This is a genomic window from Cohnella soli, assembly GCF_042655525.1.
Lineage (GTDB): Bacteria > Bacillota > Bacilli > Paenibacillales > Paenibacillaceae > Cohnella > Cohnella soli.
In genome coordinates this window covers 1-12,574 of sequence record NZ_JBHSMI010000068.1, presented here as the reverse complement: position 1 = coordinate 12,574, position 12,574 = coordinate 1, and the positions used below count along the sequence as shown (strand labels likewise).

The 12,574-nt window shown below is 52.2% G+C and carries 13 protein-coding genes; 3 read left to right on the top strand and 10 right to left on the bottom strand.

Annotated elements, in window-relative coordinates; translation table 11 throughout:
* Positions 1-47 precede the first annotated feature (47 nt).
* Complete coding sequence (locus tag ACFPOF_RS33360) at positions 48-1,145, top strand: nucleoside-triphosphatase (protein WP_378140506.1); 1,098 nt, start codon at positions 48-50, stop codon at positions 1,143-1,145.
* 82 nt (positions 1,146-1,227) lie between these two features.
* Here ACFPOF_RS33360 and ACFPOF_RS33355 read toward each other — a convergent pair whose 3' ends face one another.
* The 5 genes from ACFPOF_RS33355 to ACFPOF_RS33335 form a co-directional block, all read right to left on the bottom strand.
* Positions 1,228-2,088 carry a VOC family protein gene (locus ACFPOF_RS33355; protein WP_378140504.1) on the bottom strand — a complete coding sequence of 287 codons (861 nt, stop codon included), beginning with the start codon at positions 2,086-2,088 and terminating at the stop codon, positions 1,228-1,230.
* A gap of 48 nt (positions 2,089-2,136) precedes the next feature.
* Complete coding sequence (locus ACFPOF_RS33350) at positions 2,137-2,598, bottom strand: GyrI-like domain-containing protein (protein ID WP_378140502.1); 462 nt, start codon at positions 2,596-2,598, stop codon at positions 2,137-2,139.
* Positions 2,598-3,611 (bottom strand): hypothetical protein, encoded by a 1,014-nt coding sequence (locus ACFPOF_RS33345; RefSeq protein WP_378140500.1) that lies wholly within the window; start codon positions 3,609-3,611, stop codon positions 2,598-2,600. The genes ACFPOF_RS33350 and ACFPOF_RS33345 overlap by 1 nt, the downstream gene beginning before the upstream one ends.
* Before the next feature lie 34 nt (positions 3,612-3,645).
* The gene (locus ACFPOF_RS33340; RefSeq protein WP_378140498.1) at positions 3,646-4,386 is read right to left on the bottom strand and encodes an RNA polymerase sigma factor; all 741 of its coding nucleotides are present in this window, start codon (positions 4,384-4,386) and stop codon (positions 3,646-3,648) included.
* A gap of 175 nt (positions 4,387-4,561) precedes the next feature.
* Positions 4,562-4,978 carry a GNAT family N-acetyltransferase gene (locus ACFPOF_RS33335; protein WP_378140496.1) on the bottom strand — a complete coding sequence of 139 codons (417 nt, stop codon included), beginning with the start codon at positions 4,976-4,978 and terminating at the stop codon, positions 4,562-4,564.
* Between the two features lie 114 nt (positions 4,979-5,092).
* On the opposite strand from ACFPOF_RS33335, the gene ACFPOF_RS33330 reads away from it, so the two are divergent.
* The gene (locus ACFPOF_RS33330) at positions 5,093-6,472 is read left to right on the top strand and encodes an aminotransferase-like domain-containing protein (protein ID WP_378140494.1); all 1,380 of its coding nucleotides are present in this window, start codon (positions 5,093-5,095) and stop codon (positions 6,470-6,472) included.
* 443 nt (positions 6,473-6,915) lie between these two features.
* On the opposite strand, the gene ACFPOF_RS33325 is transcribed toward ACFPOF_RS33330, so the two are convergent.
* The 3 genes from ACFPOF_RS33325 to ACFPOF_RS33315 form a co-directional block, all read right to left on the bottom strand.
* Positions 6,916-7,350, bottom strand: coding sequence for an SRPBCC family protein (locus ACFPOF_RS33325; RefSeq protein ID WP_378140492.1), 435 nt, complete (start codon positions 7,348-7,350; stop codon positions 6,916-6,918).
* 133 nt (positions 7,351-7,483) lie between these two features.
* Positions 7,484-8,857 carry a sensor histidine kinase gene (locus ACFPOF_RS33320; protein ID WP_378140490.1) on the bottom strand — a complete coding sequence of 458 codons (1,374 nt, stop codon included), beginning with the start codon at positions 8,855-8,857 and terminating at the stop codon, positions 7,484-7,486.
* Positions 8,850-9,524, bottom strand: coding sequence for a response regulator transcription factor (locus ACFPOF_RS33315; protein ID WP_378140488.1), 675 nt, complete (start codon positions 9,522-9,524; stop codon positions 8,850-8,852). Before ACFPOF_RS33315 ends, ACFPOF_RS33320 begins: the two co-directional genes overlap by 8 nt.
* A 138-nt stretch (positions 9,525-9,662) precedes the next feature.
* On the opposite strand from ACFPOF_RS33315, the gene ACFPOF_RS33310 reads away from it, so the two are divergent.
* On the top strand, positions 9,663-10,397 hold the full coding sequence (locus ACFPOF_RS33310) for a hypothetical protein (RefSeq protein WP_378140486.1): 735 nt from the start codon (positions 9,663-9,665) through the stop codon (positions 10,395-10,397).
* 57 nt (positions 10,398-10,454) lie between these two features.
* On the opposite strand, the gene ACFPOF_RS33305 is transcribed toward ACFPOF_RS33310, so the two are convergent.
* Positions 10,455-11,627 (bottom strand): M24 family metallopeptidase, encoded by a 1,173-nt coding sequence (locus ACFPOF_RS33305; protein WP_378140484.1) that lies wholly within the window; start codon positions 11,625-11,627, stop codon positions 10,455-10,457.
* Positions 11,628-11,645: 18 nt separating this feature from the next.
* A partial coding sequence (locus ACFPOF_RS33300) for a polysaccharide deacetylase family protein (protein ID WP_378140482.1) occupies positions 11,646-12,574 on the bottom strand: 929 nt, incomplete at its 5' end.

The following is a 12,574-nucleotide window of genomic DNA, read 5'->3' as shown; positions in this document are numbered from 1 at the left end:
ACAAATATATAGGTACTTATCCCGATATAAAGGAGTGTTTCAGGTTGATGGAAAAATCATCGCACTACTTTGCCCGCGGCAACACTGCGCACGGAGCCCATTTCTTGTATAAATCCGCCTTTGATGGTCTGAACAAGATATTCGTTCTTACAGGCCCCCAAGGTACGGGGAAATCCACGGTCATTCGCAGCTTGGCGGATCGTCAGATGGATCAGGGTCAGCATGTGCAATGCTTTCACTCCCCTCTCCGTCCCGACGAGTTGGATGGCATCATTTTAACGGAATTGAAGGTTGGTATTATCGATGGTCGAGTCTGCGAAGGAATTTCGGAGAACGAGGCTGGTGAAATCGTCTTCATCCATTTCGGGGACGCGCTTGATAACAGTCTTATTGCACCGGGACAAACCGAGGTGATAGAAGATATAAGAGGCAAGCTGAATAGCGCTTATTCAAAAGCCTATGAAACGTTCTTAACCGCGTTACGGATTCATGACGAATGGGAAAAATATTATATCGACAACATGGATTTTATGAAGGCAGACCAGATTGCGAACAATTTGATTCAAGAATTGTACGCCGGTCATGAATGCGATTCGCCGACCATTGGACGTCACTTGTTTTTCGGAGCTGCAACTCCGAAGGGAGCATTCGATTTCATACAAAGCTTGACCGTTCAGCTGGAAAGACGGATTTTCATCAAAGGAAGGCCGGGATCCGGAAAATCGACGCTGCTTAAGAAGCTTGCCGCCGCTGCCGAAAAGAAAGGAATCGAAGTTCAAGTGTTTCATTGCGGTTTTGATCCAAACAGCCTGGATATGTTGATATTCCCGACGCTCAGAACGGCTATCTTCGACAGTACCGCCCCGCATGAATACTTTCCCGACCGGGACGGGGATGAAATCCTTGATATGTATATGCTTACTACGGCTCCTGGTACAGATGAAGCGTATGCAGCCGAAATTGCCGCAATTAAAGAACGCTATTCCGCCAAAATGAAAGAAGCCACTTCTCTTTTGGCGGAAGCCGAGGCCATCGATTCTCTCATTAAGGCCATCTACGTTGCAGCTACGAATTATTCGATCGTTGAGGAACTCCAACGGCAATTACAGTCCGAATTGAGTAGACTGGTTACCCCCGTCGGGTGAATGATGAAAACAAGTTAGAACGCTAAAGAGGGATGGTAACAGGCTGCCTCCCGGCTGCTTGTTACATCCCTCTCTGCATGCCTTACTTGCAATTCCAAACATTAACACGATTACCTTCCGGATCGAGCAGATAAAATGCAGCCCATGTTTCCGGGTTTCCTGAAAGATCGGATACTGAATGTCCTGCAGCCTTCAGCTGTTGCCACGCTTTAACAAAGTCTTTCTTCTCCGGACCTATCCAAAAGTGCGATTGGGTAGATTGATTTGTCGTAGGCGAATGATCCGCTTCCGCAGGGATAAGCCATACAAGATCAAGCTGCTCGCCGCGGGCATCCTTCGCACCAAGCCGGGCGTACCCTTCCGGCCCCTCGTATTCAAGCCGCTTCATTCCCACCACATTTTCATAAAACGAAATCATATCCGTTAAGTTTCTCGTTCTGATTTGCATCACGTTGTCGGAGTATCCCGCAATTCTTGAATTTGGATATTTGGATTTGCCGTCCTTTGTTGTGACAGCGGTCAAAATCGTTCCGGCAAAAGCGTGGATCTCAAACGTTTCCCGACCGTCCGGCAACACTTGAAAATTGGAGGTACCTATTCCGTGAGTCGTAAAATAAGCGACAGCCTTATCTTTGTTCTCTACGCTAAAACATAGACGACTACGGCTTTCCGGCGCCTCTTCATGACGAAACTGCGGGTATTGGCTTTCATACGATTTCAGGACGACCTGCCCCTTGCCGGGAAACTTCAAAAAAGCCATCCGTCCGGCATTTTCAAAGTTCGCTTTACAGTCCCATCCCATATGGGAGCAATACCACTCGATGACTTCGTCAAATCGATCGCTTGGAGCCATAATAAAACCGCCGTACCATAAGAAGTCCATCGCGTTCCCCGAACCTTCGTCTTCCTGAGGATGTGACTGTTCAAACATCAGTTCAGTCATGTTCTTGCCTCCTCTTTCGGCCATCCGCCCCATATGGTTCCGATTCGGTTATCGGACGGTATCGTATAGATCGATCTCGATCTCGTCCGAATTCGCCTCGTACCACTTCCGCGAAATTTCCAAGTGCCATGCACCCTTGAGCCGTTCTAATCCCTGCTCCGCTTCCCATCGATGTAACGATTCATAGGTGTCATGAATGGAAGTATTCGGCCCAGAATGCCGAATCATCGCATATTTCTGTGCGGGAATTGTGAGCGTGACCATACCTGCGGGAATTTCTCCGAACATGTCTACCTCAACGCACACCCAATAACCGTCGTCCGCTTCAGACAATTCCTCCACAACGAACGCTCCAATGAAGCCATCGCAATTCACGATCCCCGTGATCTCATTCAACCTGTTTTTGAGCTGAATCGCCGCTTTCGGAATTTCAATCGCATATTGATCACTGGGGCAAACAATGCGAATCCCGACTAACATCATTCCTTTCAATTCGATCATCTTCATCATTAAATCACCCATTTCTCTGAATGATAGGCCTTCATGAAATCGAGGAAATGTTCCAACATGACAACGCCTTTTGTTTCTTCTTCTCTAGCTGCCGCCAGTAATGCAATCGCCCGATCGGCGGTTTCCGGGTCCTTCGGCGTCCCCCCTTGAGGGAACGGGAACATCATGCGCAGCTCCGCGAACGCGGCGGCGACTGCTTCGTAATGGACCTCGGCTGCAGCGGCATACTCCCGAACTTTGCGTTCGACGAAATTGGTTCCGTCCCACTTGATGACAAGCTCTCGCAGGAACTGCGCCGCGAACTCGCGAGCGTCGGCAATGACCTCCACGTTATACGCGTTCCCCAATTCATCCGCCGACCGATTCTCCATAGCTTTGATCCAGGCCTCGTAACCGGCAAGCCCCATGGCAAACCGATTGTTGAAAAACTCCGCATGATTCCATTCCCTTCCCCTCGCATGGTCCACAATCATATCCAATGCCATCCGCAGCATCTCGTATTTGGAGTGCGGCAAGCTTTCGCTGATCGTTATGAGGAAAAGCACGAAGATTTTCGGATTTGCGAACTTCTCGTAGGTAATCGTACCGTCCCGAGAGGCTTCTTTGGCGTAAAATAGCTGCTGATCATCGTCATACCCGTAGATTAACCCGAACTCTGGAGTAAACAAATCTACGGCAATAGCGGGAACTCCCTTATCGATCGTCTCCTGAACTAACGCCATCGTCTTTTCGAGCAGTTCCGGTGTCGGCGGGGCAGCGGCTTCCCCCATGTTGCTGATGAAACCCAGGTTGGCCAGATTTCTTCTGAAAATATAGCCGCCAGGAAACGAAGTCGGTCCTGCAATATCGACTTTCTGCGGATCAATGTTCATGCGGAAAGCGTGCCCTGTCAGCCCCATGACATCCACCATCGATAAGTATTTCTTGTCGGTATAGCTGACGGCGCCATGAAGGGCGAAACCGGCAGATGTCCATGTTTCGTTCCAGTTATCCTTGCGTTTGATTGCTGACATCCTCATTCCTCCTCATTAAAGGTGGGGCACTGAGTTACAAAGGCGGGGAGAGTACTTTGCGCCGCGGCAAACCTAGCTCGGCTCTACGTTTTACATAAAGTGAGAGGGTAACGCGCGTGCGTTCTTGACGCACCTTAACTCTGGCTCGCGAAAGGCTGTTGTACACACTGGCGGACGTGGTCCCAAGCAGCTTGGCGATTTCCGCGGGCGGCAATTCACCGAAGAAATGCGCTTCGAATATACTACGTTCGCGCTTGTTCAGCACATGAAGTAACGATCGCAATCCTTCAAGCATCTCTCTGCGAGCCAAGCATTCAGACGGGTCGGCGAGACGCCTCGACTCTTCCGTCGCCGCCGACTGCAACCGGAACAGGATACGGTCAATATCCGTCCAATCCGTTTCGCCATCCGCATCGTAGAACGCGTCCCGTGTCATTGGTCCGTGCGATGAGCCTCTTCCTGGCGCTAAGCCGGAGAATGGCCGTTCTTTCGCATACGGACCTCCGCGCCGGAGTTTCAGCAAAGCCTGGTTCCTTACGATGCGGCTCAACCACTGCGTGAATTTGCCTGCGTCCATAAGCGTCCCCAGGTGCATAAACGCACGGATGATCGCATCCTGCACGACGTCTTCAGCCATATGGGCATCTCGAACCATTCGATTCGCGATCCCAAGCGCTGCCGCCCGATGCTTTCGGACAAGCTCGTCGAATGCTTCACGATTTCCAGCCCGCGCTTGTTCGACCAATTCACCCTCGGACGATCTCGGTGCTGTCATCTCGCCCCGCCAATCGTTCTCGTTACACTCATCGCTTATCCGCCGCTCCAACATCTTCAGCCCTGCTCTCCCCGTCCCGTATAATTCGGCCCCTACTTGATCTGACACCATTCGCGGGAGAAATCTAACTTATGTTGACTAGTTCGGTGAAAATTTCTATTCTCCTCTATCTTTATTATTGAGTTGCACGGCGACCCATCGTTTCCACTCGTACGAAGCCGTACTTCTCATAGAGTCCATGCGCATCTCGTGTATTGAGACAAATAGATGTATGGCGAATGCGAGGATGGTCGACCAACACAGCCATCATCCACTTGCCGAGTCCATTTCCGCGATGTCCGGTGTCGACGATCACGTCGCACAGCCACGAAAAGGTTGCTCCATCCGTTACAACCCGCATGAAGCCGACTTGAAGCCCATCTGTGTTATACACTCCGAAACAATGCGATTCTTTCCAGCTTGCCCTGATCGTTTCTTCCGACCGTTCCGAGGCCCAATAACTGCCTTTCAATAAAGCGATAATCACATCCGGCTGCAGCTCATCCACACTGTCACTGATTCTGTAAGGCAGACTGTCATGAATCCACTCCATCTGTATACCTCCCATAGTTCACGTTACATCATGTGTTTAGTATAATGGGGACAGACGGAAGTGGATAATGAATTATTCTTCATCTATACCCATACAAATTCGGGGTGGAAGTTCATGAAATACGAGAATGTGAAGGACTTTCTGAAGCAACAGATTAACAGCGGGGCGATCAAGCCGGGCGGCAAATTGCCGTCCATTCGAGAGCTTAGCGAACAATGGGAATGCAGCAAAAACACCGTGATCCGAGCGATCGATGAATTGGAAAAAGAACACCTGATTTACTCGGTGCCTAAGAGTGGCTACTACGTCATTGTTCGCTCCTCCCAGTCTGAGGATCGGTCGGAAGGGCGGATTGATTTTGCCGCGGCCGCTCCGGATACGGGGGTTATCCCCTATGAAGAAATTCAGCACGGATTAAACCGAGCAATTCAGTTATACGGGGATCGTCTCTTCACATACGGCGATCCGCTTGGATTCCCCTCTCTACGCGAGGCGATATCCCGGCATTTGGTAGCCTCCCAAATTTTCGCCGGACCCGAACGGATCTGCGTCGTCTCCGGTGCCCAACAAGCGCTTCACCTGCTTGCCTCCATGCCGTTCCCGAATGGGAAATCGGCAATTCTGGTGGAACAGCCCTGCTATGCCGGAATGTTAAATCTGCTAAGCCTCCTCGGGGTAACCGCAATCGGAATTTCTCGAACGGAATCAGGTGTTGATCTGGATGAGCTGGAACGGCATTTTCGGAACAATTCCATTAAATTTTTTTACACGGTCCCCAGGTACCACAACCCGATGGGAACGAGCCTGTCACGTCGGGAGAAGGAAGCAATCGCAGCAATGGCGGAGAAATATGATGTGTATATCGTGGAGGACGACTATCTCGCAGACTTGGAAACGGACAGCAAATCCGATCCCATCTACAGCTACGATCATTCGGGGCACGTCATCTACATCCGAAGCTTTTCCAAAATCATGCTACCCGGCCTGCGACTCGGCGTCGCTGTACTTCCCGAAGCGTTCATTACCTTATTTCGAAAGTACAAGTCGTCAAGCGATTTAAGCACGGCCGCCCTCTCGCAAGCCGCTTTGGAAATCCACCTGGACAGCGGTTTGTTTCAGCGCCACGCCGCCATGATGAAGGATCGCTATAGCATTCGAATGAAAGCTCTGCAGGAAGCATGCAGCACCTACTTAAACGAGGGCTTTCGGCTCAGCCAGTCAACCGGCGGAATATTTGCTCAGCTCGAGCTCCCCAGTCATCTGCCTGCAGAGGAACTGGCCGCTGCCCTTCGTCAGAAGGACGTGTATGTTTTCCCTACGATGCATTGCTACCTTCCCAGTGTGGAAAGCGCGAACAGCTTGCGCCTCAGCATTATTCGCACAAATGAACAAGAGATCGCTGACGGCATCCGGATCATCCGCCAGACGGCCGATGAGTTAACGAGCCCGAGAAAAATAAACAAATTCAACCGGTCGGCCATCACTTGGATTTAGCTTGGGTTCTTCACGTTCTACACGCTTGACGCCAGCGTCGGACAAGGCTACTTCCGCGGTCGATCCTCCAGGCGCTGCCGGACTTGGAACGCTTAACCTACCGTCTCGGCAAGTGTAAGGGCCATCGCTTACGAAATGTAAGAAAGCCGCCTTAGCACCTCACCCTGCGGGTGCGCGGTAAAGAAACCTGCGAATCTGCAGTTTTTTTCATCGCTATTCGTCCTTGTTCGTCCAACGCCTGCGAAAATGCAGGCTTTTTTCATGCCAGGGTCGATTATTGGCACATTCCTATCACATTCCTGCACATTCGCAGGCATTTTGATCATTTTAGCCAGATCTAGCCGAAAAACCTGCACATTTGCAGGAATGCTGCCTTATCGCTGTCTGCAACAGCAAGAAAGGGCCATCCTTGGTCGGATGGCCCTTTCTTCATGCGCAAGCCCCTACTCTTCGTTGGAAGCCTCGCTATATTTTTTGAAATTACCCAGAAATGCCTGCCAACCCGCTTCTTGCATTTCAACAGGATTGGTCGATTCCGCTTCGAAAGCTTCAATGATCTTAGTACCGTTTTCTTGGCTAATAAAATCAATTCTAACTTTTCTTCCATCGCCCAATGTATAGGAAATCAGCTCATTCGTTTTCACTTCATCATAAACTCCGCCAAAATCGAAGCCAAAACTGCCATCTTTGGCCTCCATTCTTGTCAGGAAGCTCCCGCCGGCCCTTAAATCATTTTCGGCTTTCGGCGCGTGCCAATCTTCGGAAGCAAAACTCCATTTCGTAATATGCTGCGGCTCTGTCCAATACTTCCACACCTCGCCGACCGGTACGTTGACGACGGTCTCAACTGTAATGGTTACTTTATTTCCTGTCTCCATTTGTAAGGATCCTCCTCGCGTTTTGTGGAACGCCGACGGATAAAGATTGGGCGGCGCCTTCGTCAATTGTTATTGTACCAAAAGTTTTTCCAAGATGTGAGGTATTCTTTCAATGGAACCTTAAGTGGCCCCCTCACTCCCCCGCCAGCGGAAGCCGCACCGTGAAAGTGCTGCCCTCGCCCTCCTTGCTGTCCACCCGGATCGTGCCCCGGCCCATTTCCACGATGTTTTTGGCGATCGCCAGACCAAGACCATGGCCGCCGGTTTGCCGCGTTCTAGCCTTATCTTGGCGGTAAAAACGGTCGAAAATGCGCGGAAGAGCCTCAGGGGAAATGCCGATCCCGTTGTCCCTGACCTCGATGGTTAGCGATCTTTCCCCTTTTACCGTGATATCTGCCAGCGTGACAACGACCGCCCCGCCAGTGGGCGTATATTTTATCGCGTTTTCGATGAGCAGCACGAGCAACTGCATCATTTTTTCCGCATCCCAAATCACCCGCAGCTCATCAGGCACATGCATCTCCATGTTAATTTCTTTAGCCCGGGCCAATGGCTGCAGCTTATCAACGACGCTTATGGCCGCTTCCCTTAAATCAAACGGGAGATACTCGAGAACGGAATCGCCCGAATCGGAGCGCGCCAGGTGCATCAGATTCCCGGTCAGCTTCGTGATTAATTGAACTTCTTCTTTCATGCCGTCCAGCACCCGAGTGACAAAGGGGTCGCTCTCCGTCCCCGTCTCTAATTGCAACGCCTCAATCGAGGTCATCAATACGCTCAGCGGCGTGCGCAGCTCATGGGAAGCGTCCGCTACGAATTCTCGCTGCCTGTCGTACGCGTTGGCCACAGGGATGGTCGCTTTGCGTGACATGTAATGACTAAGCCACAAGGCCAGCGCGAAAAACACCAATGCCAACCCGACCAACAGAATGAGCAAATATCGGAACAAGTTGTGCTGGAACGTTACTTCCTTTCCCACATACAGCTTGCCGATCCGTTTCCCGTTCCACATTAAATCGCGGTCGACCACAAGAAACTTCGCGTTGTCTCCGCTTATCGTGCCAACCAACCCATTCGCGGACGGATCGTCGAATGTTTGCAGCGTTACTTTTTCGATTCGTTTCTTCTGGAAATGGCCTTTGGCAATGAGCTCCATGACTTGGGCACGGAGCTTCGACTGCGTCTCGTCTCCCAGCTGCATGTTCCCGTTCTCCGCAATCAAATAATAGAACGACTGGTCCGTACTGATCGAGAAGGCGTCCTCAATCTCCCGTGGAGGCAGCCGGTTCGGATTGTCGTCATGATCCGCCCAGTCTTGCAAAATATGAATCTCGCTGTCGGCCAGCTTGGTCAGACGGGAACGTTGATCGTTCCAAATAAACAAATACAGCAGCACGTAGACGATCACGACGAACAACGTCAGGAATACCATCAGCACACCGCTGTATTGCAGCGTCAGCTTGAGGCGCATCCGGTCGAACAGAGTGGGCGGGCTTCCGTTAGGCATCGATTTTGTACCCTATGCCTCTCACGCTTTGAATAAGCTCCCGCGAAGCGGAAGGCTCCAGCTTTTTGCGAATGAGTTTGACAATGGCGTCGATGGCCTTCAGGTTTACGTCGGCATCCAGGCCCCATACTTTGTCCAAAATGACTTCGCGGGACAACGTGCGCCCCTTATTCTGCAGCAGCAAATCCAGGATTTGATATTCGCGCGGCGACAGCTGAACTTCCCGGCCGCCTTGCATCACGATCTGATTCGTCCGCTGCAGTTCCAGATCTCCGATCCGGACGATATCATCCTGCAGGGGAACGAAATTCCTGCGCATGAGCGCCCGCAAACGCGCAAGCAGCTCGTCCATCTCGAACGGCTTCACCAAATAATCGTCAGCCCCCGCATCGAGACCTTCGACCCGATCCTGCAACGCATCCTTTGCCGTTAGCATCAGAATCGCACCGAGATAGCCGGCCTTGCGAAGCTTTACGCACGTTGTTCGGCCGTCTCCTTCCGGCATCATCCAGTCAAGCACCACGACGTCGTAACTGGAAGCGGTCGCATAATCGAACGCACTGTTGCCCGTCGTCACCCATTCTACGACGCCGCCTGTTTTTTTCCTCAGCATATGGGCGGTCAGTTCACCCAGGCGGACGTCGTCCTCGGCCAGCAATATTTTCATTACGCAGCCTCATTCCCATTTTACCTATTGTTGACATCAGTATATTCGATACGTCCCACTCTTTCACCGTTTTTTCACCAAACTCAAGTACGATGACTTCAAGAAATAACAGACTCCCCTTACGAAAGGAAGATGAATATGAAAAAAGTCGTCATCGCCGGCATGCTGGCAACCGTCATGGTAGGAGGCGGACTGGTTGCGTTGATCCACAGCAACGAGACAGCGGCAGCTCCGATTGCAATGGACTCTCCGTGGCCAGGAGACGTATCGAAATCGTCGAAGCAGCCTCCCCAACAAGACGGAAAATGCGGCTCCGCCAATCCGGCGCCTAAGGCAGGGAATGCCGGGAATAACACTAGCACTAACACTAGCGAAACTGTACAAGGCGCCTACACCGTCCTCATTTCCGGAGGATTCGAAACCGATCCTCAAGATCACGGAAGGCCAGTCGTACTTATTGCCTCAGCCTTGGGAGTGCCAACGGAAGTATTCAGGAAAGCATTCAGCGGCGTAACTCCCGCAGGTTTGGACCGAGGGCCGACCGTCGAGGAAGCCCAAAGCAACAAGGCGGCTCTGATGAAAGTTCTCTCTCCCTACGGGATTACGAATGACCGCTTGGACGAAGTATCCAACTACTATCGCTACAACGGGAAAAACGGGGGCATCTGGAAAAGAACGTTGGCGACCGCAACCCCGATCATCAAGGACGGCGTCGTAACCGGCGTAACCGTGACCAATCCCGGGTCGGGCTATTCATCGACTCCAACCGTAACGATCAAGGGCCCTAACGGCATCGTTACCGCGAAAGCGACTGTCGTTTTCACGAAAGACTTCAAAACAAACGGCAGCATTTCTTCTATTACACTGAAGTGATTGCAAGCCAAACAGGCACCCATCTGGAGGGTGCCTGTTTCTTATTCGCGACCTAAATTAAAACTCCAGCTCGTGAATCGTGCCGATCGGATTGCACAGCAATTCGCAGCCGCCTTCGCGAATAACTGCGCCCTTCTCCCAGCGGATGCCGAACGTGTCCGTCGTAACGAACGTATCGATCTGAAACGTCATATTCGGCTCCAGCAAGTAGTTCGACGACGTTTCCATCCACGGCGCTTCGACTTCGATCATCCCTGTGCCATGACATGGCCCGTACAGATAGTTTTTCTCGTAGCCGTTATCTTTGAAAAATTGCAGGAAGCCTTTCGCTACTTCGCTCGCCAGCACGCCCGCCTTTAAGTTCGCCTGCGTCCATTCGTGCGCCTTCAACCCGAACTCGATGACCGCTCGACGCTCCGGCGTCAGCTTGCCGAGGCTGATCGGCATGCCGATGCTCGGCGAGTAGCCGTCTACCTTGGCCGACAGATTCAGTTGCACGATGTCGCCTTTGTTGATGACGCGGTGGGAAGAACGGGAAATCGCATGACGGGTCGACTTTTCGCTGAAGATGTACATCGGCAAGCCCTCGTACTCCGCACCGTTCTCGTAGATCACTCGCTGCGCGACACCGACCATTTGCGTTTCCGTCACGCCAGGGCGGATCGTGCGGATCACTTCCTGCGTCGCCAGCTCGGTAATGCGGAACCCTTCGCGCATGCACGCGATCTCGTTCTCCGACTTGATGCTGCGCAGCGCGACCATAATTTCGTCCGCGCCGACGATTTCCGCCTCCGGGAAGTTATTCTTCAATCCTTCCATCATGACGACGCTCGTGTCGAGTAAGCTCGCTACTCCGATTTTCAGCTTCGAGCCCGTAATGCCAAGCGCCTTGAACACTTCGCGATAGGTGTTCGGCTTCAGTTCAGGATAGCTCGGGTTGGCGGATTCGCGGTATTCCATTAGCGTGAACTGCTTGTCGATTTTGCCGAAGTCGCGCGCGTACACCGAGCTTTCCGGGCCGACCATCAGCGCCGCATCGCCCGCTGGCGTAATCGCTACGCCCGCGCGTTCGAACAGCGGCCAGAAGCCGCTGAAGTAACGTGCGTTCGCATAGTCCGCTTCGTTGGAATTGACGATCATGACGTCCAAGCCGCGTTCCGCAACGAGTTTGGCCGCCCTCTGAATTCTTTCCTTATACTCGTGATCCGGAATATATACCCTGGCTGTCATATCGCATGTCTCCTTATCCTATTGACGAATGGTTTGCTTGCGCCACAATCCGGCGAAATCGTCCGCACGGTGGAATACCGCGCCTTTATCCTTAAGCCGGTCGATCAGAATCGAAAATTCGCTCATCGCCTTCTGCCCGCAGCCAAGCGTCAAGAAACGATCCGGCGTTACCGTCGCTTCGCCGTAATGGTAGCTTTCCTGGATCGGAATAAACTCCCATGGGTGAAAGTAGAAGCACAGCACGACCGGCAAATTCCGCTCCTGCAGAAACTTCACGAATCCGTCAATGCGCTTCATCAGTTCGTCCGCGCTCTTCGTCCGGAATAGCGGCCATTGGTCGCGATCCCGCTCCAGGCCCGGGTCGTTGCTCTGCATGACCATGTCGGCGAAGTTCGGAATTTCGACGATGTTCATGTCGCCTTCCTTCGTCCAATCGGCCTTGCTCGGGTGGTAAGGAACGAATCTTTCCCGATAGAAGTACATCGGATAAGAAGCGTCCGATACATAGTTGAGCCGTTCCAGCGCATTCAATAATGCAGTCGATCCCCAAAGACGAGGCGCGCGGAACGATACCGGTTGATGGCCGAGCACCTGCTGCACCCATTCCGTCGCTTTCTCGATGCGCAACGGAACTTCCTCCGGCAACAACGGCACGACGCCCGGAATCGGAAACAGCTCATCCCCTACCGTCTCATGGAACAGGGAGTGACAGCCAACCTCGTTGCCGCTCAGCTTGACGATCTCGACGCTCTCGGGATTGCGGCGGGCCGCATCCCCCGTATAATAGAAAGTTCCCTTGATTCCCTTCTTATCGAACAGCTCGACAAGCGGCGCGGTACCGTTCTTGACGCCGTCATAATACGGCGTAAAGCTGCCCACGTCCGTTTCCATATCGAAGCCGAAAACAACGTGAATGTTATCCTTCATCTGATCTCCAACTCTTCTCC

Coding starts and splice junctions, on each gene's coding strand:
- ACFPOF_RS33350 (WP_378140502.1), bottom strand. CDS start 2,598: ATGATGAAGATGATCGAATTGAAAGGAATGATGTTAGTCGGGATTCGC.
- ACFPOF_RS33305 (WP_378140484.1), bottom strand. CDS start 11,627: ATGACAGCCAGGGTATATATTCCGGATCACGAGTATAAGGAAAGAATT.
- ACFPOF_RS33315 (WP_378140488.1), bottom strand. CDS start 9,524: ATGAAAATATTGCTGGCCGAGGACGACGTCCGCCTGGGTGAACTGACC.
- ACFPOF_RS33355 (WP_378140504.1), bottom strand. CDS start 2,088: ATGACTGAACTGATGTTTGAACAGTCACATCCTCAGGAAGACGAAGGT.
- ACFPOF_RS33335 (WP_378140496.1), bottom strand. CDS start 4,978: ATGGAGTGGATTCATGACAGTCTGCCTTACAGAATCAGTGACAGTGTG.
- ACFPOF_RS33330 (WP_378140494.1), top strand. CDS start 5,093: ATGAAATACGAGAATGTGAAGGACTTTCTGAAGCAACAGATTAACAGC.
- ACFPOF_RS33345 (WP_378140500.1), bottom strand. CDS start 3,611: ATGTCAGCAATCAAACGCAAGGATAACTGGAACGAAACATGGACATCT.
- ACFPOF_RS33310 (WP_378140486.1), top strand. CDS start 9,663: ATGAAAAAAGTCGTCATCGCCGGCATGCTGGCAACCGTCATGGTAGGA.
- ACFPOF_RS33360 (WP_378140506.1), top strand. CDS start 48: ATGGAAAAATCATCGCACTACTTTGCCCGCGGCAACACTGCGCACGGA.
- ACFPOF_RS33325 (WP_378140492.1), bottom strand. CDS start 7,350: ATGGAGACAGGAAATAAAGTAACCATTACAGTTGAGACCGTCGTCAAC.
- ACFPOF_RS33340 (WP_378140498.1), bottom strand. CDS start 4,386: ATGACAGCACCGAGATCGTCCGAGGGTGAATTGGTCGAACAAGCGCGG.
- ACFPOF_RS33320 (WP_378140490.1), bottom strand. CDS start 8,857: ATGCCTAACGGAAGCCCGCCCACTCTGTTCGACCGGATGCGCCTCAAG.